This is a genomic window from Halomonas alkalicola (assembly GCF_030704205.1).
In the GTDB taxonomy this organism is placed as follows: domain Bacteria; phylum Pseudomonadota; class Gammaproteobacteria; order Pseudomonadales; family Halomonadaceae; genus Halomonas; species Halomonas alkalicola.
Genome location: NZ_CP131913.1, coordinates 1,306,772 through 1,331,955, shown reverse-complemented (window position 1 = coordinate 1,331,955; position 25,184 = coordinate 1,306,772). Strand labels below are relative to the sequence as shown.

At 65.8% G+C, this 25,184-nt stretch carries 22 protein-coding genes and 1 tRNA gene; 15 read left to right on the top strand and 8 right to left on the bottom strand.

Going from position 1 to position 25,184, the window contains the following annotated elements:
• Positions 1 to 134: 134 nt before the first annotated feature.
• Both B6N23_RS06305 and B6N23_RS06300 read left to right on the top strand, forming a co-directional pair.
• On the top strand, positions 135 to 1,955 hold the full coding sequence (locus B6N23_RS06305; RefSeq protein ID WP_305502934.1) for an ABC transporter ATP-binding protein: 1,821 nt from the start codon (positions 135 to 137) through the stop codon (positions 1,953 to 1,955).
• A gap of 98 nt (positions 1,956 to 2,053) precedes the next feature.
• A complete protein-coding gene (locus tag B6N23_RS06300) occupies positions 2,054 to 3,421 on the top strand; it encodes a serine hydrolase domain-containing protein (protein ID WP_305502931.1) in 1,368 nt (455 codons plus the stop codon).
• 4 nt (positions 3,422 to 3,425) lie between these two features.
• On the opposite strand, the gene B6N23_RS06295 is transcribed toward B6N23_RS06300, so the two are convergent.
• Entirely contained in the window at positions 3,426 to 4,064 is a 639-nt protein-coding gene (locus B6N23_RS06295; protein ID WP_305502929.1) for a hypothetical protein, read from the bottom strand.
• A gap of 147 nt (positions 4,065 to 4,211) precedes the next feature.
• Between B6N23_RS06295 and B6N23_RS06290 the strand changes: the two genes are divergently transcribed.
• The 7 genes from B6N23_RS06290 (at position 4,212) to B6N23_RS06260 (ending at position 14,304) form a co-directional block, all read left to right on the top strand.
• Positions 4,212 to 4,288 (top strand) — tRNA-Ile (locus B6N23_RS06290).
• Positions 4,289 to 4,380: 92 nt separating this feature from the next.
• Positions 4,381 to 6,372 carry a type I restriction-modification system subunit M gene (locus B6N23_RS06285; RefSeq protein ID WP_305502927.1) on the top strand — a complete coding sequence of 664 codons (1,992 nt, stop codon included), beginning with the start codon at positions 4,381 to 4,383 and terminating at the stop codon, positions 6,370 to 6,372.
• The gene (locus B6N23_RS06280; protein ID WP_305502925.1) at positions 6,369 to 7,772 is read left to right on the top strand and encodes a restriction endonuclease subunit S; all 1,404 of its coding nucleotides are present in this window, start codon (positions 6,369 to 6,371) and stop codon (positions 7,770 to 7,772) included. Before B6N23_RS06285 ends, B6N23_RS06280 begins: the two co-directional genes overlap by 4 nt.
• Positions 7,773 to 7,788: 16 nt before the next feature.
• Positions 7,789 to 8,922: a Fic family protein gene (locus B6N23_RS06275; RefSeq protein WP_305502923.1), complete on the top strand. Its 1,134-nt coding sequence runs from the start codon at positions 7,789 to 7,791 to the stop codon at positions 8,920 to 8,922.
• 225 nt (positions 8,923 to 9,147) lie between these two features.
• Positions 9,148 to 10,098, top strand: a complete 951-nt coding sequence (locus tag B6N23_RS06270) for a GIY-YIG nuclease family protein (protein WP_305502920.1) — start codon at positions 9,148 to 9,150, stop codon at positions 10,096 to 10,098.
• Positions 10,095 to 10,838 carry a DUF3800 domain-containing protein gene (locus B6N23_RS06265; protein ID WP_305502918.1) on the top strand — a complete coding sequence of 248 codons (744 nt, stop codon included), beginning with the start codon at positions 10,095 to 10,097 and terminating at the stop codon, positions 10,836 to 10,838. Before B6N23_RS06270 ends, B6N23_RS06265 begins: the two co-directional genes overlap by 4 nt.
• Before the next feature lie 226 nt (positions 10,839 to 11,064).
• Positions 11,065 to 14,304, top strand: coding sequence for a type I restriction endonuclease subunit R (locus B6N23_RS06260; RefSeq protein ID WP_305502916.1), 3,240 nt, complete (start codon positions 11,065 to 11,067; stop codon positions 14,302 to 14,304).
• A gap of 96 nt (positions 14,305 to 14,400) precedes the next feature.
• On the opposite strand, the gene B6N23_RS06255 is transcribed toward B6N23_RS06260, so the two are convergent.
• Positions 14,401 to 14,673, bottom strand: coding sequence for a hypothetical protein (locus B6N23_RS06255; protein WP_305502914.1), 273 nt, complete (start codon positions 14,671 to 14,673; stop codon positions 14,401 to 14,403).
• A gap of 392 nt (positions 14,674 to 15,065) precedes the next feature.
• On the opposite strand from B6N23_RS06255, the gene B6N23_RS06250 reads away from it, so the two are divergent.
• Both B6N23_RS06250 and B6N23_RS06245 read left to right on the top strand, forming a co-directional pair.
• Complete coding sequence (locus tag B6N23_RS06250; protein WP_305502911.1) at positions 15,066 to 15,350, top strand: hypothetical protein; 285 nt, start codon at positions 15,066 to 15,068, stop codon at positions 15,348 to 15,350.
• A gap of 223 nt (positions 15,351 to 15,573) precedes the next feature.
• The gene (locus B6N23_RS06245) at positions 15,574 to 16,539 is read left to right on the top strand and encodes an arsenic resistance protein (RefSeq protein WP_305502909.1); all 966 of its coding nucleotides are present in this window, start codon (positions 15,574 to 15,576) and stop codon (positions 16,537 to 16,539) included.
• A 5-nt stretch (positions 16,540 to 16,544) separates the two neighbouring features.
• On the opposite strand, the gene B6N23_RS06240 is transcribed toward B6N23_RS06245, so the two are convergent.
• From B6N23_RS06240 to B6N23_RS06225, 4 genes are all read right to left on the bottom strand, one after another.
• A complete protein-coding gene (locus B6N23_RS06240; protein ID WP_305502907.1) occupies positions 16,545 to 17,234 on the bottom strand; it encodes a pirin family protein in 690 nt (229 codons plus the stop codon).
• Positions 17,235 to 17,259: 25 nt separating this feature from the next.
• Entirely contained in the window at positions 17,260 to 18,162 is a 903-nt protein-coding gene (locus B6N23_RS06235) for a bile acid:sodium symporter family protein (protein WP_305502905.1), read from the bottom strand.
• Complete coding sequence (locus B6N23_RS06230) at positions 18,156 to 19,925, bottom strand: AMP-binding protein (RefSeq protein WP_305502903.1); 1,770 nt, start codon at positions 19,923 to 19,925, stop codon at positions 18,156 to 18,158. Before B6N23_RS06230 ends, B6N23_RS06235 begins: the two co-directional genes overlap by 7 nt.
• A gap of 114 nt (positions 19,926 to 20,039) precedes the next feature.
• Positions 20,040 to 21,791, bottom strand: coding sequence for an ExeM/NucH family extracellular endonuclease (locus B6N23_RS06225; protein WP_305502901.1), 1,752 nt, complete (start codon positions 21,789 to 21,791; stop codon positions 20,040 to 20,042).
• Positions 21,792 to 22,004: 213 nt separating this feature from the next.
• Between B6N23_RS06225 and B6N23_RS06220 the strand changes: the two genes are divergently transcribed.
• From B6N23_RS06220 to B6N23_RS06205, 4 genes are all read left to right on the top strand, one after another.
• A complete protein-coding gene (locus B6N23_RS06220; protein WP_110069891.1) occupies positions 22,005 to 22,397 on the top strand; it encodes a fluoride efflux transporter FluC in 393 nt (130 codons plus the stop codon).
• Positions 22,394 to 22,813: a fluoride efflux transporter FluC gene (locus B6N23_RS06215; RefSeq protein ID WP_305502899.1), complete on the top strand. Its 420-nt coding sequence runs from the start codon at positions 22,394 to 22,396 to the stop codon at positions 22,811 to 22,813. Before B6N23_RS06220 ends, B6N23_RS06215 begins: the two co-directional genes overlap by 4 nt.
• Positions 22,814 to 23,337: 524 nt before the next feature.
• Positions 23,338 to 23,685 (top strand): GNAT family N-acetyltransferase, encoded by a 348-nt coding sequence (locus tag B6N23_RS06210; protein WP_305502897.1) that lies wholly within the window; start codon positions 23,338 to 23,340, stop codon positions 23,683 to 23,685.
• Between the two features lie 148 nt (positions 23,686 to 23,833).
• Positions 23,834 to 24,109 carry a hypothetical protein gene (locus tag B6N23_RS06205; RefSeq protein WP_305502895.1) on the top strand — a complete coding sequence of 92 codons (276 nt, stop codon included), beginning with the start codon at positions 23,834 to 23,836 and terminating at the stop codon, positions 24,107 to 24,109.
• Between the two features lie 50 nt (positions 24,110 to 24,159).
• Here the strand turns inward: B6N23_RS06205 and B6N23_RS06200 are convergent, their stop codons facing one another.
• Positions 24,160 to 24,405 (bottom strand): hypothetical protein, encoded by a 246-nt coding sequence (locus B6N23_RS06200; protein WP_119022843.1) that lies wholly within the window; start codon positions 24,403 to 24,405, stop codon positions 24,160 to 24,162.
• A 99-nt stretch (positions 24,406 to 24,504) separates the two neighbouring features.
• Positions 24,505 to 25,113, bottom strand: a complete 609-nt coding sequence (locus B6N23_RS06195) for an undecaprenyl-diphosphatase (RefSeq protein WP_305502893.1) — start codon at positions 25,111 to 25,113, stop codon at positions 24,505 to 24,507.
• Positions 25,114 to 25,184: the final 71 nt, after the last annotated feature.

The following is a 25,184-nucleotide window of genomic DNA, read 5'->3' as shown; positions in this document are numbered from 1 at the left end:
CCCTGTCGAACAGCGACGGTGGTGGAACAGCGCGTTGCCGAGAACGAAACGCACCGTTGGACCAGGCTGCCAGGGCATTGGCCGGGGGCGGGCGCCCTCGGCTATGCTTCGCTGGCTAAGCACAAGGACGCCTCATGACCATCTCCGCCTTATCCGCCAGTGCCTCACCCAACAGCTTCCAGGCGCTGGTGCGCCTGCTGCGCTACGCCCGGGGCTATCGGCGGCGCATCATCGCCGCCACCAGCTGCTCGATCATCAACAAGATCTTCGATATCGCCCCGGAGATCCTGATCGGCGTGGCCATCGACGTGGTGGTCAACCAGGAGCGCAGCTTCGTGGCGCGGCTGGGCTTCACCACGCCCCAGGAGCAGATCTTCGTGCTGGCGATCCTGACCTTCTTCATCTGGGCCGGCGAATCGATCTTCGAATACCTCTACAAGATTCTGTGGCGCAACCTGGCCCAGCGGCTCCAGGCCGACATGCGCCTGGACACCTACGAGCACGCCCAGCGCCTTGACATGGCCTACTTCGAGTCGAAGAGCTCGGGGCAGCTGGTGGCCACCATGAACGACGACGTCAACCAGCTGGAACGCTTCCTGGACGGCGGCGCCAACTCGCTGATCCAGGTGGGCGTCACCGTGGTGGCGGTGGGCGCGGTCTTCTTCGTGATCTCGCCGCTGATCGCGCTGCTCGCCTTCACTCCCATCCCACTGATCATCTGGGGCGCCTTCTTCTTCCAGCGCAAGGCCGGCCCGCTCTACGCCGACGTGCGCGAGAAGGTGGGGGATCTCGCCAGCCGGCTCTCCAACAACCTGGCCGGCATCGCTACCATCAAGAGCTTCACCAGCGAGGCCCGGGAGGCGGCGCGGCTGCGCGAGGTGAGCGAGGCCTACGTGGAGGCCAACCGCCGGGCGATCCGCGTCAGCTCCGCCTTCATCCCGGTGATCCGCATGGCGATCCTCGCCGGTTTCCTGGCCACCTTCACCGTGGGTGGCATGCTCGCCCTGCGCGGTGACCTCAACGTGGGCGCCTACGGGGTGCTGGTGTTCCTCACCCAGCGCCTGCTCTGGCCGCTGACGGGCCTGGCCGAGGTGATCGACCTGTTCGAGCGGGCCATGGCCAGCACCCGGCGCATCCTCGACCTGCTGGCGGTGCCGATCACCGTGCGTGACAACCATGACGCCCCCCTGGCCGAGCCCCTGCGCGGCGAGGTGAGCTTCGAGGGGGTGAGCTTTCGCTATGCGGCAAGCGAGGTCGGTGTGGAGAACATCAGCCTGCAGGTGCCCGCCGGCCATACGCTGGCCCTGGTGGGGGCCACCGGCTCCGGCAAGTCGACCCTGATCAAGCTGCTGCTGCGCTTCTACGACCCCAGCGCCGGGCGGGTGCTGATCGACGGCCAGCCAATCGATCAGGTAAGCCTCGCCTCGCTGCGTGGCGCCGTCGGCCTGGTGAGCCAGGACGTCTACCTGTTCGAGGGCTCGATTCGCGACAATATCGCCTACGGCAAGCCGGACGCCTCGGAGGAGGCCATCATCGAGGCGGCACGCACCGCCGAGGCGTGGGAGTTCATCCAGGCGTTGCCCCAGGGGCTCGACACCTCGGTGGGGGAGCGGGGCATTCGCCTCTCCGGCGGCCAGCGCCAGCGGCTGTCGCTTGCCCGGGCGCTGCTCAAGGACCCGCCCATCCTGGTGCTGGACGAGGCCACCAGCGCCGTGGACAACGAGACCGAGGCCGCCATCCAGCGCTCCCTGCGCAAGATCGCCCACGGCCGCACCGTGATCATGATCGCCCACCGCCTCTCCACCATCGTCCACGCCGACGAGATCGTGGTGATCGAGGGTGGCCGGGTGGTGGAGCGCGGCACCCATGCGCAGTTGCTCGAGGCCGATGGCCGCTACGCCGCCCAATGGCGGGTGCAAACCGGGGCGCTGATGGAAGGCGAGCCGCTCGGCTGAGGTGCTGCCGGGGGCGATTCGCTTCATCGCGGCGGCGTTGCCCGCGGCCTCGTTCTGGACAAGACTCGCTCCATCACCTCGAGACAGGAGCGAGTGTCATGTCAGCGAACGCGGGGTCTGGAATATCGGGGCGTCAGCGGCCTGCGCGGCTAGGGCGCCGGGCGCTGGTCGCCGCCCTTGCGATGGCGGGCATGGCGCTGCCGGCGGCGGCCGCACCGCTGCTCACGGCGGCGGAGTCCGATCCGGTGGCGCTCGGCTGGATGCAGGGCTTCCCGCCGCCTTCCGAGAAGATCATCGGCCAGCCCGACAGCGACTACTTCAGCTTTCCCAAGCTGCGCTGGACGGTGTGTCATTTTCGCGAGCTGCTGCCGACACGGCGGGTGAGTCGCGGCCTCGAGGCGCCGCGAGCCTTGCCCTATGCCCTGGATCCGAACATCGATGCGGTCACCTTCACCCCGCTGGGGGGCGGCGAGCCGATGACCTGGGAGGCGGCCTTCGACGCCAACTACACCGACGGCCTTCTGGTGTTGCACGAGGGGCGGGTGGTCCACGAGCGTTACGCGGGCTGTCTGGACGAGGCCGGCGTGCACGGCGCCATGTCGGTGACCAAGTCGGTGACGGGGCTCCTGGCCGAGATCCTGATGGCCGAGGGGGCGCTGGACGAGACGGCCCTGGTGGCGGAGATCCTGCCGGAGCTTGAGGAGAGCGCCTTCGGCAACGCGACCGTGCAGCAGGTCATGGAGATGACCACCGGGCTCGACTTCAGCGAGGACTACGCCGACCCGGAGGCGGAGATCTGGACCTACAATGCGGCGGCAAGCCCGTTGCCCAAGCCCGACGACTACGAAGGGCCGCGCAGCTACTACGAGTTCCTGGCCACGGTGCAGCCCGACGGCACCCACGGCGAGGCCTTCGGCTACCGTACCGTGAACTCCGATGCCCTGGGGTGGATCATCGCCCGCACCGCCGGCCGCTCGGTGGCGGACCTGGTCAGCGAGCGCTTCTGGCAGCCCATGGGCGCCGAGCAGGATGCCTACTTCACCGTGGACGCCATCGGTACGCCCTTCGCCGGCGGAGGGCTGAGCGCCGGCCTGCGCGACCTGGCGCGACTAGGCCAGCTGGTGCTGGATGGCGGCGAGCTCGATGGTAAGCGGCTCTTCCCCGAGGCAGCGGTCGAGCGCATCCGCCAGGGCGGCGACCGCGACGCCTTCGCCCGGGCCGGCTACGCGAACCTGCCCGGCGGCAGCTACCGTGGCATGTGGTGGGTGCTGCACAACGAGCATGGCGCCTTCGCCGCCCGGGGCGTGCATGGCCAGACGATCTACATCGACCCCACCGCCCGCATGGTCATCGTGCGTTTCGCCTCCCACCCGGTGGCGGGAAACGCGGCCAATGACGCGACCTCGCTGCCCGCCTATCAGGCGCTGGCCGAGTACCTGATGGGGCGTGACCCAAGGGCGGAGTAGCGAATCAGCGTCTCACCAGCACCGCATCCAGGTTCACCGGCACCTCGTCGCCGATCTGCTCGTAGCCGAGCAGCAGCAGCAGCAGCACCGAGCGCAGCGTCGGGTCGGCCATCAGCTCGCGGCCGTCCAGCGCCACCCGCTCGGCGTTGGTGACCCGCACCCGCGCAGGCGATTCCCGAGTGAAGCGCACCGCCAGGGGCTCGCTGCGGGTGCGGTTGCCGGACTGCACCGAGAGCATCAGCACCTCCACCAGCGATTCGCCCACGGGCAGGCGCTCCAGGCGCTGCGGGGGGAAGCGGGTGGTCAGGGTGGCCATGGGGCGCTCGGTGAAGCCCGAGAGCCAGGGCGGAAGCGGCCCCATTCGCTCGATCACGTCGCTCTGGGCCAGCCGCAGCGGCAGCACCAGAGTGCCGTCCGCCTCGGTGGTACCGCTCAGCCGACGCACCTCGTGCAGGCGGGGAATGGGGCCTTCCGGGGCGATCTGCACCACGGTGGCCGCAACCCGCGACTGGGCGGGATCCAGTTCCCAGGCGGCCGCTGCCGCCGCCGGAAGGGCAGCCAGGGGCGCAACCAGCAGGGCGACCAGGGCGGAAGACCGCAAAAGAGGACGAGCAAGCGAGAAGGCAAGCAAACGAAGAGGCACCGGCGGATCTCCAGAAGGGGCGGGCTCAAGGAAGACCACGGCGGAGGGAGAAGGTGCCATGGAGGCCGCGAGCGGCGCGCGGGCTATGGCCACCTTCAGCGCCATTCGCTATCATACGCCGGCGCGCTCGCGCACCTTCCTCTGAAAGGGCCTATAGCTCAGTTGGTTAGAGCAGGGGACTCATAATCCCTTGGTCGTAGGTTCAAGTCCTACTGGGCCCACCATTCTGGCTGTTAGTCATCTCGTTGGTTACCCCCTCGCTGTGTATGATGGTTCGCACTTATTACCATCAGTACCAAGAACGCGGGGAAGCATCGTGAACACGGAGAGTCACTCTCAGCTGGCGGCCTTCATCTGGTCCGTGGCGGATCTGCTGCGCGGCGATTTCAAGCAGTCCCAGTACGGCCGCATCATCCTGCCCTTTACCCTGCTGCGGCGCCTGGAGTGCGTGCTGGAGTGCGTGCTGGAGCCCACCAAGGCCGACGTGCTGAGTGCCGCCCGGGAGCACCAGGCCAAGCCCGACGCCGTGCGCGAGAAGCTGCTGCTGCGCGCCGCCGTCCAGCCCTTCTTCAATGCCTCGCCGTTGACCCTGGGCAGCCTCTCCGACACCCAGACCGCCGACGACCTGATGAGCTACGTGCAGTCGTTCAGCCAGGACGCCCGGGAGATCTTCGAGCACTTCGAGTTCGAGGGCTTCGTCCAGCAGCTGGCCGCTAACAACCTGCTCTACCAGGTGGTGCAGCGCTTCGCCGCCATCGACATGAGCCCGCAGAGGCTCTCCAACTACGGCATGGGCCTGGTGTTCGAGGAGCTGATCCGCAAGTTCGCCGAGAGCTCCAACGAGACGGCGGGGGAGCACTTCACCCCGCGGGACATCGTCCACCTGACCACCTCGCTGGTGCTCACCGGCCAGGACGACAAGCTGCGCCCCCACCGCATCGTCACCGTCTACGACCCGACGGCGGGCACCGGCGGCTTCCTCTCCGAGAGCGACGAGTACATCCAGCAGGTCAGCCGCGACGTCACCGTCTCGCTGCACGGCCAGGAGCTCAACCCCGAGTCCTACGCCATCTGCAAGGCCGACATGCTGATCAAGGGCCAGGCGGTGGAGCAGATCAAGCTCGGCAACACCCTCTCCGATGACCAGCTCCCCGGCGAGCACTTCGACTTCATGCTCTCCAACCCGCCCTTCGGCGTGGAGTGGAAGAAAGTGCAGAAGCAGGTCACCGACGAGCACAACCACAAGGGCTACGACGGCCGCTTCGGCCCTGGCCTGCCGCGGGTCTCCGACGGCTCGCTGCTGTTTTTGATGCACCTGGTGAGCAAGATGCGCCCCCGCCAGGAGGGCGGCTCGCGTATCGGCATCATCCTCAACGGCTCGCCGCTGTTCACCGGCGGCGCCGGCAGCGGGGAGTCGGAGATCCGCCGCTACCTGCTGCAGCACGACCTGGTGGAGGCCATCGTCGGCCTGCCCACCGATCTCTTCTACAACACCGGCATCGCTACCTATGTGTGGATCCTCTCCAACCACAAGCCCGCCGAGCGTCGCGCCCAGGTGCAGCTGATCAACGCCACCGGCCGGGCCAGCAAGATGCGCAAGTCGCTGGGCAGCAAGCGCCAGTTCGTCGCCGACCGCGACATCGAGGAGATCGTGCGCCTCTACGGCGCCTGCCAGGAGAGCGAGGAGAGCAAGCTGTTCCCGGTGGAGGCCTTCGGCTACCGACGCATCACCGTGGAGCGCCCGCTGCGCCTCAACTTTCAGGCCAGCCCCGAGCGCCTGGCCCGGCTCGATGACGAGAAGCCGCTGCAGAAGCTCACTGATGCCGAGCGCGAGGTGATCAAGGCCGCCTGCGCGACCCTGGATCCGGAGCAGGTCTTCACCAACCGCGACGCCTTTACCAAGGCTCTGAAGGCCGCCCTCCAGGAGGCTGGCCTCAAGGTCGGCGCCCCGGTGCAGAAGGCGATTCTCAGCGCCCTCTCCGAGCGCGACCCGGAGGCCGACATCTGCCTCGACAAGAAGGGCAACCCGGAGCCCGACAGCGGCCTGCGCGACAACGAGAACGTGCCGCTGGGCGAATCCGTGTTCGACTACTTCGAGCGCGAGGTGAAGCCCCACGTCCCCGACGCCTGGATCGATGAGGAGAAGCGCGACCCGCTGGACGGCCGCATCGGTATCGTCGGCTTCGAGATCCCCTTCAACCGTCACTTCTACCAGTTCACTCCGCCACGACCGCTGGAGGAGATCGACGCCGACCTCAAGGCCTGCACCGACCGGATCAAGCAGATGATCGAGGAGCTGTCGGCATGAGCTTCCCGAAGTACCCCCAATACAAGGATTCCTGCGTCGAGTGGCTGGGTGAGGTGCCGGCGCATTGGGATATATTTCCCATCAAGCGTGACCTGGAATTACTTACAAGTGGGTCTCGGGGTTGGGCATCACATTACGCGGATGACGGAGCGGCATTTATCCGCATTGGAAATTTGACCCGAGATCATATCCATCTGGATTTGGCCGACCTGCAGCGTGTCAATGTCCCAGTGGGTTCAGAGGGTGAGCGCACCAAGGTCAAGCCGGGTGATGTGCTTTTCTCGATTACTGCCTACCTTGGTTCAGTTGCTGTGGTCTCAGATGACATTGAGACGGCGTATGTCAGTCAACATGTTGCCCTTGCAAGACTTTTCAAAAAAAGGCTGTTGCCTGGCTGGGTTGCCTATGTGACGTTGTCGGATGTCGGGAAAAACTATTTGTCCTCTCAAGGTTATGGCGGGACGAAGATTCAGCTCTCACTTGAAGATGTGGCTGATCTCTTGGTGACAGCGCCTCCTCTATGTGAGCAAGCCTCCATCACTTCCTTTCTCGACCACGAAACCGCCCGCATCGACGCCTTGGTGGAGGAGCAGCAGCGTCTGATCGAACTGCTCAAGGAGAAGCGCCAGGCGGTGATCTCCCATGCCGTCACCAAGGGGCTGGACCCCGATGTGCCGATGAAGGACTCCGGGGTGGAGTGGTTGGGGGAAGTGCCGGCGCATTGGGAGGTGGCACCCCCTAAAAATCTAGCAATAGAAAAGGTTGCTGGGCCTTATGGAGCATCATTGACCAAAGCAATGTATACCACGTCAGGTTATAGGGTTTATGGTCAGCAGCAAGTTATACCAAATGACTTTTCATCAGGTGATTACTACATTCCCCAAGAAAAATTTGAGGAGATGATTCGATACCAGGTTTATCCTGGCGATGTGCTATTCTCGGTGATGGGAACTGTTGGGAAGGTTGCGGTTGTTCCTCCAGAAGTTGAGCCGGGAATTATAAACCCTCGTTTGGTTCGCTACAGGTTTTTCCGCAGGGTTAACCCTGACTTCATACGCCTCTTAGTGATGAGCCAGCATTATCAGAGGAGTCTCCAAGAATCTGCTCAAGGCTCCACCATGGAGGGCCTGAACATGTCCATTCTTGGTGATCTTCAAATTTTGCTACCAGACCCGGAAGAACAAGGCGAAATCGTGGCCTGGCTTACTAAAGAAAGTTCGTTGCTTGAAGAGCTAGTGAGTCAAGCTAAACACGCTATGGAGCTATTGAATGAACGTCGCTCCGCCCTGATCTCCGCCGCCGTCACCGGCAAAATCGATGTCCGTGGCTGGCAAGCCGATCAACAATCTGAGCAGCCTGAGATATTGATGGCCGCTGAGACGCGGGCCACCTACGGCTAAGGCAAGGAGGCTATCGATGAAGTTTGAAACTTTTCAGGCCGGACGTTGGGTGCCGCAGTACCAGTACAAGAGCTTCAGCCCGGTCACAGTGAACCGTGAGTGGAGCTGGGAAGACCCTCAGATCAACACTCTTCTGGAGCGGGCTTCTCGAGCCCTGGCCGAGCTCGATGCCTTCACACTGATCGTGCCGGATGTGGACCTTTTCATTCAGATGCATATCACCAAGGAGGCCAACAACTCGTCTCGCATTGAAGGCACCCAGACTGAAATGGACGAGGCGGTGCTGGACAGCAGCCAACTGGCGCCCGAAAAGCGCGATGACTGGCAGGAGGTGCAGAACTATGTCCAGGCGATCAACGAGGCGGTCGAAGAGTTGGAGCATTTGCCGCTGTCCAATCGGCTGCTCAAGCACACCCACGCCATCCTGATGCAGGGGGTGCGTGGTGAGCACAAGTCACCAGGTGAATTTCGTATCAGCCAGAACTGGATCGGCGGCAGCAGTCTGGCCGATGCCGCCTTCATTCCGCCTCATCCCGATGAAGTGCCGGCGTTGATGGGAGATCTGGAGCTCTTCTGGCACAACGACAATGTCAGCGTTCCTGAACTGATCAGGATCGCCATCAGCCACTACCAGTTCGAGACCATTCACCCCTTCCTCGACGGTAACGGCCGCATTGGCCGGCTGCTGATCGCACTTTACCTGGTCAGCAAGGGACTGCTGCGCAAGCCTTCGCTGTATCTGTCTGACTTCTTCGAGCGCAACCGCGCCAGCTACTACGACGCCTTGACTCGGGTAAGGATGTCGAACGACATGGTGCACTGGGTCAAGTTCTTCCTGTCGGCCATCATCGAGACGGCTGGCAAGGGCAAGGCCACCTTCGAGGGCATCCTGGCGCTGCGCCAGCAGATGGACCATCTGGCATTCGGCTACGGGAAGCGGGCTGAGAACGTTCAGAAGCTGCTCAAGCATCTTTACAGGCGCCCGGCGGTAACGGCCGGCCAGGTCAGTGATTTGCTGGGTGTGACCCACCAGACCGCCTCTGCTCTGCTCAACAAGATGGTCGAGGACAACATGCTGAGTGAGATCACCGGCTACCAGCGCAACCGGATCTTCGTTTTCGAGCGGTACATGCAGCTGTTCCGCTCATGACTGACCGTATCATCGGCCATGTAAGGCACGGTGGCTGAAATTGATATACAGGAATCTTTGTGTAAATCCGGGGGTGTTATCCTTACATATGGGATCCATGTGTGAGGCAGCAGCCTGCTGCCAAAGTGCTGCTCCGGCTCGAGGGAAGCTCGGGCTTGGCCCGTGAAGGCAGCATACACTGGCAACCTCAACGGCCCATACTGAGGCCACCTAAGCGGAGACGGTATGACCCAAGGACGCAGCATCCGGCTCTTTCTGGTGGACGGCACGCCCAACGGCCTGCTTACCGCCGAGATCATGAACTGGACCGGCCATGTGCTCACCGGGCCGCGCAGCAAGCTCAGCGAGCTGGTGCAGCGCCCGGAGTGCGGTCGGACCGGGATCTACTTCCTGGTCGGCCCCGACCCCGACAACAGCCTGCGTCCGCTGGTCTACATCGGCGAGAGCGACGACGTCGGCACCCGGTTGAAGCAGCACAACCGCCCGGAGGAGAGGGGCGGCAAGGACTTCTGGGAGAAGGTCTGCCTGGTCACCAGCAAGGATCAGAACCTCACCAAGGCCCATGTGAAGTACCTGGAGAGCCTGCTGATCCAGAGCGCCGGCCAGGTGGGCCGCTGCAAGCTGATCAACGGCACCGCCCACGAGTACATCAACCTGCCCGAGTCGGACCGCGCCGATATGGCGTTCTTCATGGAGCAGATCCGTACCGTACTGCCGGTGCTCGGCTTCGACTTCCTGCGCGAGACCTCGCGCCCTTCGCGGGTGCCAGAGGGGACCCCAGTAGCAGAGCCCGAGGCCTCGCCGCGCTTCACCCTGGAGGTGCCGCGGCACGGCATCCGCGCCACCGGCCAGGAGATCGACGGCGAGTTCTACGTCTTCAAGGGCTCCCTGGCCCGGGGCAGCTGGGTCGGCACCGAGCGCGGCTACCAGAGCCTCTATAACCAGCTCTGCGAGGACGGGGTGCTGGTGGAAAGCGATGGCACGCGGGTCTTCAACGAGGACCAGAGCTTCAGCAGCCCCAGCGCCGCCGCCGCTGTGGTGTCCGGCCGCAGCGCCAATGGGCGCATCTCCTGGAAGACGGAGGGTAGTGGGCTGACTTATGGTGAGTGGCAGGATCGACAGGTCAGCGCCGCCGCTGGAGGGGAAGGAGGAGAGGGCAGGGATGGAGCTGAATGATGGGTGATGTCGGAGAGTATATTGTTTATGTGGATGAGAGTGGTGATCATGGCCTGAGGAACATTAATCCTGATTATCCAGTGTTCGTGTTGGCATTTTGTATCATCCACAAGCAAGATTACCTGACAAAGATTGTGCCGAAAATGCAGGAGCTGAAGTTTCGCTACTTCGGTCATGACATGGTGGTCCTCCATGAGGCGGAGATCCGGAAATCAAGAAAGCCATTTGATATCCTTCTCAATCCTAATGTCAGGCGTGACTTCATGGGAGACCTTTCTGCTATTATAGAAAAATCCCCTTTTACTCTGGTGGCTAGCTGCATCATGAAAGAAGAGTTTTCAAAGAAACATGGTGTTGATGGAAATCCTTATCATGTTGCGATGGAGTTTGGCCTGGAGCGTGTCTTCATGGAATTGCAGAGTCGCGGACAACGTGGCCAGCTAACCCATGTGGTTTTTGAGCAGAGGGGGCTGCAAGAGGATCAAGCTCTGGAGCTTGAGTTTAGACGAATCAAAGATCGATCACGTATGGAGGGGCTGGAAGAAACTTTGGATATCGTCATGGCCAGCAAGAAGGTGAATTCGGCTGGTTTGCAGCTGGCCGATATGGTCGCCCGTCCCATCGGTCGCCATCTGCTGAACCCGGATCAACCAAATCGGGCATTCGAGATCTTGGAGACCAAATTTCGGCGCAGCCGTGCTGGACAGGTCCGCGGCTGGGGGCTGAAGGTATATCCCTGAAAACAAAAGGCCCCGACGCATTCGCCGAGGCCCCTTGCCGATCGGGCATTCCCAATCCATAGTTATATGATAGGCAGTTAGGCCGATCATGGCAACCACAGCGGCTCACCTGGCAACAACACCCCCCACGCCTCTCACAGAAGCGCACCTTGGGGGGTTACTTTTTGTGTACTGAGCGCGGACATCGTAGGCTAAGAAAAATAAAGACGGATTCGCAGGGGAGATCATGGCGGACAGCAGGGAAGCCAGGTTCCAGCAGGACATCATCGACGCCATGGTGGCCGGCGGTTGGAAGGCCGGCACGGCCAGCGACTACGACCGCACCTCGGCGCTCTACACCGACGATCTGCTCGGCTACGTGCGCGAAGCCTGGCCGGAGCGCTGGGAGAAGTTCTGCAAGGCCAACTCCAAGGCGCCGGAAACGGTGCTCGTGCAGAAGGTAGTCCGCGAGCTGGAGCGGGCCGGCACCCTGGAGGTGCTGCGCCATGGCTTCAAGGTGCCGGGCCTGTCGGGTGAGAGAATGGCCGTCTGCAGCTTCCAGCCCGACCACGGCATGAACCCCGATTCCCTGGCCCGCTACCGCGCCAATCGGCTGCGGGTGGTGCCGGAAGTCTCCTATTCGCCCCACGCCCGCGAGAAGGGCAAGGGCGGCGACAGTGCTGGCCAGAACTACAACCCCCGCCTGGATCTTGTGCTGTTCGTCAATGGCATCCCCACCGCGACTCTCGAACTCAAGAGCCAGTTCAAGCAGACGGTCGAGAACGCCAAGCGACAGTATCGTCAGGATCGCCCGATCAAGGACCCCGTCACCCGCAAGCCCGAGCCGCTGCTGACCTTCAAGCGCGGCGCCCTGGTCCACTTCGCGGTGAGCCAGGCCGAGGTGGCGATGACCACCAAGCTGGCTGGCAAGGAGACCTACTTCCTGCCCTTCAACCGCGGCACGGAGGAGGGTGGCGCCGGCAACCCGCCGGCGCCGGACGCGCAGAGCTATGCGACCGCCTACCTGTGGGAAGAGGTGTTCGCCCCGGACGCCTGGCTGAAGGTGCTCGGCCGCTTCCTGCACCTGGAGCAGAAGACCGTCGAGGACTTCCATGGCCGACGTACCACGAAAGAGACGCTGATCTTCCCCCGCTATCACCAGTGGGAGGTGGTCAATCGCCTTGTTCAGGCCACCCTGGCCGAGGGGCCGGGGCGGCGTTACCTGGTGCAGCACAGCGCCGGCTCGGGGAAATCCAACTCCATCGCCTGGACCGCCCACCAGCTGGCCAACCTCTACGGCGATGACGGCAAGAAGCTCTTCAACTCGGTGATCGTGGTCACCGACCGCACGGTGCTTGACAGCCAGCTCCAGGACACCATCTACCAGTTCGAGCACGCCCACGGCGTGGTCTGCCGGATTACCCGCGACATTGGCAACCAGAGCAAGTCGGAGCAGCTCGCCGAGGCCCTGGCCAGCAACACCCGCATCATCATCGTCACCATCCAGACCTTCCCGGCCCTGTTCGACGCTCTGGACAAGCGACCGCAGCTCGCCGAGGGCCACTATGCGGTGATCGCTGACGAGGCTCACTCCTCGCAGACCGGCAGCTCGGCCAGCAAGCTCAAGGCGCTGCTGGCGGCCGCGGGAGAGGCCACAGAGGGCGATAGCGACCGCGAGGGCGGCGGCGAGCTGGAAGTCAGCGCAGAGATGATGCTCGATGCCGCCGTGGCCTCGCGCCGCCCCAGCGAGCGCATCAGCTACTACGCCTTCACCGCCACCCCCAAGGCCAAGACCCTGGAGCTGTTCGGCCGCCCGCCGGATCCCACGCTGCCGGCCAGCGCCGATAACAAGCCCGAGCCGTTCCACCTCTACTCCATGCGCCAGGCCATCGAGGAGGGCTTCATCCTCGACGTGCTGCGTAACTACGTCACCTACAGCACCGCCTGGAAGCTCGCCCATCCCGAGGGCGAGGAGCAGGAGGTCGATTCCAAGAAGGCCTCGCGCACCCTGGCCAAGTGGGTGCGGCTGCACCCCTACAACATCGCCCAGCGGGTGGAGGTGATCGTCGAGCACTACCGCGACAACGTCCGCCACCTGCTCGATGGCCAGGCCAAGGCCATGGTGGTCACCGCCAGCCGCCAGGAGGCGGTGCGCTACCAGCTGGCCATGCAGGCCTATATCAAGGCCCAGGGCTACGACGACGTGCACCCCATGGTGGCCTTCTCCGGCAGCGTGCCGCCGGACGAGGTGATCACCGAGGAGGTGACCGAAACCAGCCGCCTGCTCAACCCCGGGCTCAAGGGGCGCGACCTGGCCGAGGCCTTCGACACCGACGACTTCAACGTGATGATCGCCGCCAACAAGTTCCAGACCGGCTTCGACCAGCCCAAGCTCTGTGCCATGTACGTGGACAAGAAGCTCCAGGGCGTGGACTGCGTGCAGACCCTCTCGCGGCTCAACCGGCTGTTCCCCGGCAAGCAGACCTTCATCCTCGATTTCTATAACGACGAGCAGGAGATCCTCGACGCCTTCGCCCCCTACTACCGCAAGGCGGAGCTGGCCGACGTCTCCGACCCCAACGTGGTCTACGACCTGCAGCGCAGCCTGGACGCCAGCGGCATCTACCACTGGCCGGAGGTGGAGGGCTTCGCTCACGCCTTCTTCGATCCCAAAGCCCCGGCCTCGAGCCTCAGCTACCACTGCCGTCCCGCCCAGGACCGCTTCAAGCAGCGCTACCGGCTGACCCTGGAGCAGCTGCAGACCTGGAAGGAGGCGCGCCGGATCGCTGAGCAGCGCGGTGACGACAAGGGCCTCAAGCGCGCCGAGCAGGAGCTCAAGGAGGCCGGCACCACCCGGGATGAGCTCGACCTGTTCCGCAAGAACCTGCAGAGCTTCGTGCGCGCCTACGAATTCCTCAGCCAGATCGTCACCTTCGACGACCCCGAGCTGGAGCAGCTTTGCGTCTACGCCCGCCACCTCTACCCGCTGCTGAGCACCGACCGCCTGCTGGAGGAGGAGGCCATCGACGTTAGCGAGCTGGAGCTGACCCACTACCGGCTCACCAAGCGGGAGGAGAAGCGCCTGCAGCTCGAAGAGGCCGATGGTGACTACGGCCTCAAGCCGGTCAGCGATGTGGGCTCAGGCAAGCCCTACGATCCCGAGAAGCAGCGCCTGGCCGAGATCATCGACCGGCTCAACGACATCTTCGGGGCTGAGGTGAGTGACGAGGATCAGCTCCACTACGCTCAGGGCATCGCCAAGCGGCTACAGCGTGATGAGGCGCTGATGGCCCAGGTAGACCAGCATGACGAGGCTCAGGTGATGCACGGCCTGTTCCCCAAGAAGGTCACCGACGCCGTGCTCGACGCTCTCAATGACCACGAGAAGCTCAGCATGCCGCTGCTGGAGGACGAGGAGACGGGCCGGCGATTTGCGCTGTTGATCCTGAAGTTGCTGGCGGGACGGGAGGCTCGAGCTGAAAGATAACCGCGGTTGCTGGAGCTCCCAGTGGGTGGGGACGTTGAATGGCAGAGTTCCTCCTTGGGGGCATTGCATTAGTGGGGTGCGTGCCATTCTCCCGGATCAGCGCTGCTGGTGTCGGCTCCTGCGGCCCGGCAGGGGCTCTGGTTGCGGCTCGCGACGCTCTGGTGGCCTGGTGCCGCAGAGGAGCATGGCCTCGTCCAGGCTGGTGGCTACCGCATCCCAGGGCAGCGGCGAGCCGGCGAGGTGGCAGTGGTAGAGAGCGTCGTCGTCGATCTCGACACGATGGATGTCGTTGCCCTGATCGTCTTGCCACCAGTCGGCGTGGATATGCTGCCAATGGGGGGTGAGCGGGGCGCCAAAGGAGATATTCATATGGCTGTCCCTCCTTGAGCACGAGGCTGGACGTGAAGGATGACGACTTCGCGAAAGGGGTGTGGGGTAATCGCCAGGCCTGATGGATCACCGGCCCCTCCCTGCTGCTCGAAGTGCCAGGGGGGCTCCGGCTCTCTGTGATGCTGGCGGGTCAGGGTGGTGACGCGCCGTCGGCATGCTCCCCTTATGCCTCAGGCTAGTTGAGAAACGACGTTTGTAAATACTGTTAACATTTGATCTTTCTCTGTAGTCATCTCACCCGAGGGACAGTAGAAACCTGGGTCATGTTCGAATAACGCTCCCCTGATCCAGCGCAACTGGCTTGCGATGCCGCGGTGCGATACTGCCGCCCCGCAGGTTTACACCCCGCCATGTCAGAGGAGACGCAGATCATGTCCCGGCGCACTCGACCTGACCTCAACACGGCCATGCGGGGCCTGATCCACGAGATCCGGGCGCAGGTGCCCTTCGACACGCCCGAGTCGAGCCTCTGTCGTGGGCCCTGCCGGGGGTGCTCCAAGAAGCTGTTGGAGTTCCTCGATACCGAACTCGAGGAGTGGGAGGGCCGGCTCGAGGAGGGCGAGGTGCCGCGCTTCGGCGACCTCGCGCGCCTGGGGAGGCTCGCTCGCAAGGTCGTGGCGGCGCTGCGCAGGAATGGCCTGATCGCCTCTGCCTGAGCCTTGATCGAGCCGCGCGGCTCCTGCTCATCCAGAGTGGGGAGTGCCAATACAGCGTATTGCTGGCGCGGCGGAAGTCCGACTGGCGTATTCAGCCATTTGCGACAGGCACTGATGCCGTCAGGAGCAGGGCATCCGATACCACCGCCTGGCTTGATCGGCACAGGTAATGGGGTAGGGTGGCGGGAACCGATGAAGAGCGAGGGGGCAGGGGTGATCGCCAGTGCGTGAACTCATGGAGCGCCACCAGTCCTGGGTCTACCTGGTCGCGATTCTCGCCGGTCTGGGGCTCGGGCTTGCCTCGCCATCCGTGACCGGGTCACTGGGTCGGCTGCTGTGGCCGCTGCTCGGTCTCCTGCTCTATGCCACCTTCACCCAGGTGCCGTTGACGCGGCTCTCCCTGGCGTTTCGGGATTGGCGGTTTCTGGGCGCCCTGCTCACTGGCAACTTCGTGATCATCCCGCTGATGCTGGGCGTCATGGCGTGGTGGCTACCGCTTGCGCCGGCCGTTCTCGTCGGGGTGTTGCTGGTGCTGCTGGTGCCCTGCACCGACTGGTTCATCAGCTTCACCCACCTCGGCAAGGGAGACACCGGCAGGGCCATCGCCGCGGCGCCGATCCTGCTGCTCGTCCAGATCGTCGCCCTGCCGGCCTACCTTTGGTGGTTCCTGGGCAGTGACTGGCTGCGGATTGCGATCAGCGGCCAGCTGCTTGGCGCCTTCGCTGGGCTGATCCTGCTGCCCCTGGCGCTGGCCTGGCTGACCGAGCGGCTGGCGGCTCGTCACCCGAATGCCCGGCGCCTGGTCCACGGCCTGGGGTTCCTGCCCGTTCCCCTGCTCGCTAGCGTGGTGTTCCTGATCGCGGCGTCCCAGGTGAACCGGGTGGCCGGCCTGACCGGGGTCCTGGCGCAGGTGCTGCTGATCTTCGTGGCCTACCTGGCCCTGGCCGCGCTGCTGGGCAGGCTGCTCGGCCACGGCTTCAGGCTGCCTCCGGCGTCGGCCAGGACCCTGACCTTCAGCTTCGGCACCCGCAACTCCTTCGTGGTCCTGCCCATCGCGCTGACGCTGCCCGAGGCCTGGTACGTCGCCGTGGTGGTCATCGTCTTCCAGTCGCTGGTCGAGCTGTTCGGCATGGTGGCCTACATGGCCTGGGTGCCCAGCCGGTTGATTCCCGACCGCGATGGCAGGTGAACCCCTCAGGCCAGGTCGAAGAGCAGGAGCTCCGCCTCCGTTACCCCTACGGCTTCGATGGTCTCCCCCCGCTGGAAGGCGGCGGCATCGCCGGCCGAGAGCCGCTGCCCGTTGATCTCCGCCTCGCCGCGCACCACGTGCAGCCAGGCATGGCGCACCTCCGGGGTTGGTACCCGCTCGCCGGCAGCGAACAGGCCGACGTAGAGGTTGACGTCCTGATTGATGCTAACCGAGCCATCGCGCCCCTGCCGAGAGACCACCAGCCGCCACTCGCCCTGGCGCTGCTCGGCGGGAAAGGCCTTCTGCTCGTAGCCGGGGGCGATGCCTCGCGCCTCCGGCTCGATCCAGATCTGCAGGAAGTGCAGCTCCCGGTCGGGGGCGTTGTTGAATTCGCTGTGGATCACCCCGGTGCCGGCCGACATGCGCTGCACATCGCCCGGGCGCATGATCGCACCGTTGCCCATGCTGTCCTTGTGGGCCATCTCGCCTTCCAGCACGTAGGAGAGGATCTCCATGTCACGGTGGGGGTGAGCGCCAAAGCCACTGCCGCCCGTGACCCGGTCCTCGTTGATCACGCGCAGCGTGCGAAAGCCCATGTGGTGCGGGTCGAAGTAGTCGGCAAACGAGAAGGTGTGGCGCGACTTCAGCCAGCCGTGGTCGGCGTAGCCGCGCTCGTCGGCATGACGAATGATCATCGGGTTTTCCTCCGGGGTTGTTCCCTCAGGGGGTGGCCGCCTCCACCTTCGCCTGGTCGCGGGCGAGCTCCTCGCGCTGGCTGCGGCGTCGGTAGTAGAAGGTCAGGAAGGTGGAGGTGATGACGATGAACAGCGAGTACATCACCGGGATCAGCAGCATCTGCTGCTGGATCTCGCCGGCAAACGAGAGGGTGACGATCAACACTGCAAGCGGCCCGTTCTGGATGCCGGTCTCCAGCGACACGGTGCGGGCCTTGAGCGGGTTGAGGCGGGCGGCACGGCTGAACCAGTAGCCGATCAGGAAGCCGCACAGGCCGAGGCCGATGGCCGCCAGGTAGATCTCGGGGCCGGTGGTCATCAACAGTTGCCCGTTGCGCGGCACCCAAGTCGCGATCAAAAAGACGATCACCACCACGCCGAGGATGCCGCCCATCAGCTCGGTGCAGGCGCCGAGGTTGGCGTTGCGCCGGCGCAGCCACATGCCGAACAGGGTCGGCACCAGCAGCACGCCGAGCACTGCGACGATATTACCCGAGGGGATCCGGAAGGCGGCGTCGATGCCGGTGGTGTAGAGGGCCAGCACCACCGGCACCATGACCACCGCCAGCAGGGTCGAGCAGACCGTCATCAGGATGGAGAGGCCGAGCAGGCTCCTCGAGAAGTAGGCGAAGATATTGGAGGTGGTGCCGCCGGGCACGCAGCCCATCAGGATCAGGCTGACCGCCTGGATGGGGGGCAGTTGCAGGGCGCGGCCGATCAGGAAGGCGAGCAGCGGCATGAACAGGTACTGGGAGGCGAAGCCGATACCGATCGCCTGGGGGTGACGCATGGCGATGCGGAAGTCCTTGAAGGTCAGCGACGACCCCATGCCCAGCATGATCACGGCCATCATGATGGCCAGCAGCGTTTCCTCGAGTGGGCTCAGCATGCGGGGCTCCCGTCGGTGGCTTGTGGGTGATCCTTGAGGTAGTCGGCGCGCAGGTCCTTGCGCAGCACCTTGCCGATGGGGCTCTTGGGCAGGTCGTCGACGAATTCGACCTGCCTGGGCACCTTGTAGCGGGCCAGGTGCTTCCGGCAGTGGGCCTTCACCGTCTCGGGGTCGAGCTCGCCGCGGGTGACGATATAGGCCCGCACCGCCTCGCCGCTATCGGCGTCGGGCACGCCGATCACTCCCACCTCTTGCACGGCGTCCAGCAGGGCGATGCAGTCTTCCACCTCGTTGGGGTAGACGTTGAAGCCGCTGACCAGGATCAGGTCCTTCTTGCGGTCGACGATGCGCAGGTAGCCGTCCTCGTCCATGGCGGCCACATCCCCCGTATAGAGCCAGCCGTCGCGCAGGGCTTCGGCGCTGGCCTCCGGCTGCTGCCAGTAGCCCTGCATCACCTGGGGGCCGCGGGCGGTAAGCTCCCCCGGCTCGCCCTGGGCCACCGGCGCGCCGCCCTCATCGACCAGGCGCACCTCGGTGCCCGGCACCGGGATGCCGATGCTGCCCGGCTTGCGCCTTCCCACCAGGGGGTTGAAGCTGATCACCGGCGAGCTCTCGGTGAGGCCGTAGCCCTCCACCAGCGGGGTGCCGGTGACTTTCTCCCAGCGTTCGGCCACGGCGGCATGCAGGGCCGTGCCGCCGGCCGCCGCGGCACGCAGCCGGCGGGGCGGGTAGAGGGTGAACCACTCCTCGTTGAGCAGGGCATTGAAGAGGGTGTTGACCCCGCTGATCCAACTGACGGGGTAGTTCTCGATGGCCCGCTGCAGGTTCTGGATCGGCCGCGGGTTGGGCACCAGGACGTTGTGGGCGCCGTGCTTGAAGAAGGCGAGCAGGTTCACCGAGAAGGCGAAGATATGGTAGAGCGGCAGGGCGGTGAGCACGCACTCCTCGCCGTCGCCGATGTGCGAGCCGGCCATGGCCTCGATCTGGGCCACGTTGGCGAGCAGGTTGCCGTGGCTGAGCATGGCGCCCTTGGCGACCCCGGTGGTGCCGCCGGTGTACTGCAGGGCGGCGAGGCTCTCCGGCCCCAGGTCGCGCCAGTAATCCTTCACCGTCACGCCCTGGCCCAGGCGTCGCCCCTCGGCCAGCGCCTCGCCGAGGGCGGTGGCCTCCACGGGGCAGGGGGGAATCACCCGGTTCCAGTACTTGAGCACCGCCTTCACCACCTGGCGCACCACGGGGGGGAAGCCCTGGGCGAGGCTCGTCACCACCACCTGGCGGATGGCGGTGTGGGGCAGCACCTCGGGCAGCTTGTCGACGAAGAGATCGACGATCACCAGCGCCTCGGCGCCGCTGTCGCGGAACTGGTGGGTCATCTCCGTGGCGGTGTAGAGCGGGTTGGTGTTCACCAGCACGCAGCCCGCCTTGAGGATGCCGAAGACCACGATCGGGTAGCTCAGGCAGTTGGGGAGCTGCACCGCGACCCGGCTGCCCGGGGCGAGCCCGAGCCCCTCGCGCAGGTAGGCGGCGAAGGCATCAGAAGCCTCATCGACCTGGGCGTAGCTCAGGGCGCCATTCATGCCGTTGGGCATGCAGCTGGTGAAGGCGCGCCGGTCGGCGAAGCGCTCGGCGCTCTCGCTGATCAGCGCCGCCAGGTTGGGGTGCGCCGGGGGCGGCAGCTCGGCCGCTATGCCGTCGCGGTAGTGACGCGTCCAGGGGCGGGAAGCCTGGGCGTGAGGGGTGGCGGCATCCTGCGGTGACTCCATGGGGCTCCTCCCCGAGGGGCGATTGTTATTTTAGTGTCTTCTTGATAGCGGGAAACGGCCGCCACTGCACCCCTTTTCTGGCCGCCTGGCGCACGCTCTTTCCACGCCCCGGGCTCACCGCCCCTCGGGCGAGAGGTCCACCACCACCGGGTCATGGTCCGAGGAGCGGAAGGGATCGGGGCGGATGAGCTCCGCGGCGCTCTCCGGGCCATCGTAGCCGAGGAAGGGGGGCTCGTCGGCGTTGATCGGCCAGGGGTGCACCGCCGCCACGGCCGCGGCCAGGGCGGGGCTCGCCAGGGCGTGGTCCAGGTAGCCCGACTCGCCGTGGAACACATAGGTGTAGCGCCGCTCCGGCGGCAGCTCCCTGGCGATCAGGTCGACCAGGCCGGTGTCGGTCAGGGTGCGGATCGGCTCCTCGGCACCATAGGCGTTGAGGTCGCCGACCAGCAGCAGCCGCTCGCTTCCCTCGGTAGCGAGGCGCTCGAGGAAGGCCGCCATCGCTTTCGCCTGGGCCACCCGGCGCTCGTTCCAGCAGCCTTGGCCCTGATCGATATCGCCGCGGGCGGGGCAGCCGCTCTTGGCCTTGAAGTGAGCGGTCACCACCCCGAAGGCCTCACCGCCCTCCCGGGGTTGGAAGAAGGCCGCCAGCGGCGGGCGATGGTGCACCGGGTCGTTGTCGGCATGGAGCTCGCTGATCGCCTCCACCCGGTCCGGCCGGTAGAGCAGGGCGAGCTTGATGGCATCGGAGCCGCGGTCGGCGCGGCCGCCCACCGCCCGGTAGGTCACGCCGGTGCGAAGGCTCAGCTGCTCGACCAGGTCGGCCAGCGCCCCCGGAGTGTTCTGAACCTCCACCAGTGCCAGGATATCGGCACTCAGCCCCGCCACTGCGGCGGCGAGCTTGGCCCGCTGGCGCTCCAGCTCCTCGGCGTTGGCCGCGCCGCGCTGGCCCAGGGTGGTGAAGTAGTTCTCGACGTTGAAGGCTGCCACCCGCAGCCGCTCTCCCGGCTCGTCCAGCGGCGCCGGGCGCGGGTTGGCATCCAAGAAGCGCGGTGTCTCGGTGGGGTGCAGGCGCCAGGCGTCGAAGGCGTGGGTCAGCACCCCGGTCAGCCCCGCGACCCGGCTGCCGACGCGTCGGGTGCCGTCGTCGTTCAGGTAGGGAATGGGGCTCGGGAAGGCACGGTAGCTGCCGTCGTCGAGCATCAGGACGGCGCGCTCCTGGTCATGGTCCGGCGCATTGGTAGGGCGGAAGAGCCGCTCATTGGCGAGCCTCAGGGAGCCATAGCGCCCCAGTTCGTAGTTGCCGGTAACGGTGAGGGGCTCAGAGAAGGCGACCAGCCGCCCCTCCAGCCGGGAGAGCGCCTCCTCGTCCAGGGGCCAGGCCAGCGCCTCGGGCTCCGGCAGTTGGTCGCGGGCGCAGATCTCGACGCGCTCGACCCGCTGCAGCTGAATCTGCCCGCGGTATTCGCCGGTGCGGGCGTGGAGCTGGACGTGCTTGCCCGGCACGAGGCGTTCGGCGTCACGCTCGGTGGCCCCGGGCATGTAGACGAAGAGCCCACCCGGGCCCTGCTCGGTGGCCTGCTGCAGGTAGAAGCCGTTGAGGCGGTCGCGACCCAGGAAGGCACCGGTGACCACGCCCTCGGTCACCACCGCCTGGCCTTCGGGCAGGGCCGGCGCAGCGTCGGTTCCCTTGATGGCGGCGAGGTCGGCGGTGGAGGGTTCGGGGCAGCTGGCTGGGGCCTGCGCGGCCACCAGCAGCAGGGCCAGCAGCAGATAGCGCCCGATGCGCCGGGTGCCCAGCAGGCGGGGGGCGCCGTCGGAGGCGGCACTCAGCCGTGCAAACAGGGCGAGATTTTGCCTGGGTTTCATGGGGATGATGTCGCTGCCCTGAAGATTGCCAAGTCCAAGATAGTGTCATGAAGACGAGCCGTGACTCTAGCGAGGTTTGTCGTGCACTCCAAGGACGAGCGCAGGGCAGGGGGCCTCTGGCCGGTAGGTCAAGCACTGCGCCACCCTTACGTCAGGGGGATCGGGTAGACTCGTGCTGCACGAGGACCATTGAGACGCGACCGAGGGGGGAGCATGGGGATCGGAGCATCCGGCCTGTTGCTGGTAGCACTGGGCGGCGCGCTGGGCGGCATGGGCCGCCTGGCGGTGACCAACCTGTTCAGCCACTGGCTGGGGGCGCGCTTTCCCTGGGGCACCCTGGCAGTCAATCTAAGCGGTGCGCTGGTGGCGGGCTGGTGGGCCGCACGGCTGGGGATTCCCACCACCCTGGATCTCTCCTCGGCGTGGCTGGCGCTGGTGGTGGGGCTGCTGGGCGGCTACACCACGGTCTCCTCCTTCAGCCTGCAGACCCTCACCCTCTGGCAGAGCGGCCACCCGCGCCGCGCCGTGGCCAACGTGCTGGCTACCTGCCTGGCGGGCCTCGCCCTGGCGTCGCTTGGCTGGTGGCTGGCGGGAGGTGGCGCATGAGCCGCGGATATTCCCCTCTGTTCCCCTATGCCGCGGTGGGGCTCGGCAGTGCCCTGGGCAGCCTGCTGCGCTATCTGGTCTCCATGGGGTCGCTGGCGCTCTTCGGCCCGCTCTTCCCCTGGGGGACCCTGGCGGTCAATGTTGTCGGCTCCTGGCTGATCGCCTGGCTGGCCACCCTGGGGGGGCGCTACACCCACGGCCGCGTGGCGCGCTGGCAGCCCTTCCTGGTGGCCGGCTTCTGCGGCGGCTTCACTACCTTCTCGCTGTTCAGCCTCGAGACCCTTCATCTGATCACGCTCGGCCGTCCCTGGCTGGCCGCGGCCTATGTGGCTGCCAGCCTGCCGCTCTGGTTCGCCGCGGCCTGGCACGGGCAGCGGGTCGCCAGGACGATGCGCCAGGCGCGGGGGCGGCGTTGAGCATGACCAGCACCGCCAGGACGGTGGCCAGCACGGCCGAGAGGCCCAAGCCGATCAGCCAGATCCTGGAGCCTTTCGTTATGCACTCTCCCCGGTCGCTGGCGTCATGGGCCGCTGCATTCTGCCAAGCGTGACACCCTAGCATGATGCCATCGCCGGGTGGACGGGAACCGGGGTATCGCTTCTGCGCGTCAGTCGCTATGGGCCGGACGGAAGCCACTTCAGGTGGCCATCGAGACGGGGTAGGCTGTAGGCCGACAGGATGAGTCGAGAGGTGTACGGCGTGAGCCAGGGAGTGGTGACCTATCAGGTGAGAGAGGAGGCGCTGGCGCGGCCCGAGGAGGTTCGGCTGGGGTCGAGTTCGCCGTCGTTCCTGCGGCCGCTGCTGGGCCGGGCCCATCGGCGGCGGAGCCTGCTGGCGAGCGGGGTGAACTGGGAGCGCATCCTGTTCATCGAGGTCGACGGCGAGGTGGCCGGCTATCTCCAGTTCTATCTGGGTGGCGAGGGCCCGCATCGTCTCGGCCATGAGGACCTGCGCGCCGAGTTCGGTGCCGCCAGCGCGGCCTGGGCGCTGGGCGCTCTACCGGCTGGTGCAGTGGCGCTTCCGGCGCTTCGACGCCTACCTCTATCGCATCATCATCGACGAGCGCTTTCGCGCCCGGGGCCTCGGCCGGCAGCTGCTGGAGCGCTGGCTGGCGCTGCTGGCCGAGCAGGGCGTGCGGCGGGCGGATCTTGAGGTGTGGGGCAACAACCCGCGGGCCGAGGCCCTCTATGCGGCGCTGGGGTTCCAGGTGAAGCGACGTCGCCGGCTGCCACTGCGCGCGAGCTGGCTGCGTGATCGCGAGCTGACCCACATGATCAAGCGATGGTAGGGCCGCCATGTCGGTGAGCGGTTTCGTCGATCGCGTGTGGGCCGAGGGGGTCTCGGGGTGGAGCCCTGCGCCCCGGGTACTGGTGTCGGTCAATGGCGCCGCGGTGGCCCTATCTGTCAGCGTAGTTGTCACCTAAACGGATTGAGAGGTGATCAACGTGCTGGTGGATGCCGAGCGGGGCGAGCTTGCCCTGATCGACTGGGAGCGCTGGGGCCAGTTGCCCATCGGCTTCGATCTGGCCCTGCTGATGCGCGGCCTTCCAGGGGAGGTCGCCGAACCCCTGGCCGGCGGTGGCCGGGCCCAGCGTCTGGGCGTGGCGGGCTTTACCTATCTCTTCCAGCGGCTCGACCGGCCTGGCCTGGTGCAGACGGAGGAGGGCAGGGCGCTGCGCCGGCGCTGCCGGGAGCTGGCCGGCCACCGCTGATCGCCGAGATAGCTTCCTTGATGCCGGCGACGGGGGGAGCGTCGGAGTACTCAGGTGAAGTCGGGGTCGCTGGTCCTGACGATCAGGTCGCTCTCCTCGCCGGGGAGGGTCACGGAGAACTCGCCGGCGCCCAGGTAGGTCACCGGGTGCCCCTCGCGGGTGCGCAGGGCGGGCTCGCCGCTGACCGGGCCGGCGCGGGTGAGTTCGCCAAGCTCCTTCACGCTGACCAGGATGTCGATCATCACCTCTCGACCCTGGTCATCGAAGGCCATGATGGTGCGTTCGTGTTCGCTCATGGAGTGGCTCCGGGGGCTGATGGGGCTGCCTCCAGTATCGGCGCTTGAGCCGGGAGTGGCGAGTGCCGGAATGCCGCGGGACGGACAGGGTGGCAGCGCTCAGCGCTCGACCCAGCCTCGGCTGATCAAGGGCGCGAACAGCAGGTGATAGAGCCGCCTCGCCACGTGGTGATAGAAGGGCAGGGTCAGCCAGCTGCGACTGACGCCGACCAGCGCGGCCACGCCGGCGGCCAGCAGCAGGGCGCCCAGCATGTCCTGGGGGAAGTGCACGCCGAGAAAGACCCGCGCCCAGGCGACCGGCACGGCCAGCAGCAGCAGGTAGCGGCCGATGCGACGGGTGCCGGCATGCAGCAGCAGGCTGAAGCCCATGGTCAGCATGATGGTGGCATGGTTGCTGGGGAAAGCGGGCGTCGCCGCATGCTCGAGGAAGGTCTGCCCCACCGGCATCATGAAGGGGCGCGGCGTGGGCCACCAGTACCCGATCAGCCAGCTCGCGGCCAGGGCGAGCAGGGTGGCGATGAACGCCTCGAGCAGCGGACGCTTCAGGCGGTCGCTGCCGCGCAGCCAGCCGATGACCAGCAGGGCCGGCACCAGCCAGATCAGATAGACCGCGGCGAGCTCGGCCAGCAGCAGCAGGCGAGGATCGCTGTCCGGTGCGGCATTCAGCTGGGCGAACAGGGCGAGATTGAGCGTCTTTTCCGTGAGCATGAGGTGTCGGGGCGTCGTCCTTGAGGGGGGGCACAGGTCCGCACCGGCGGGTGATCCGGTGCGCGGCCTTT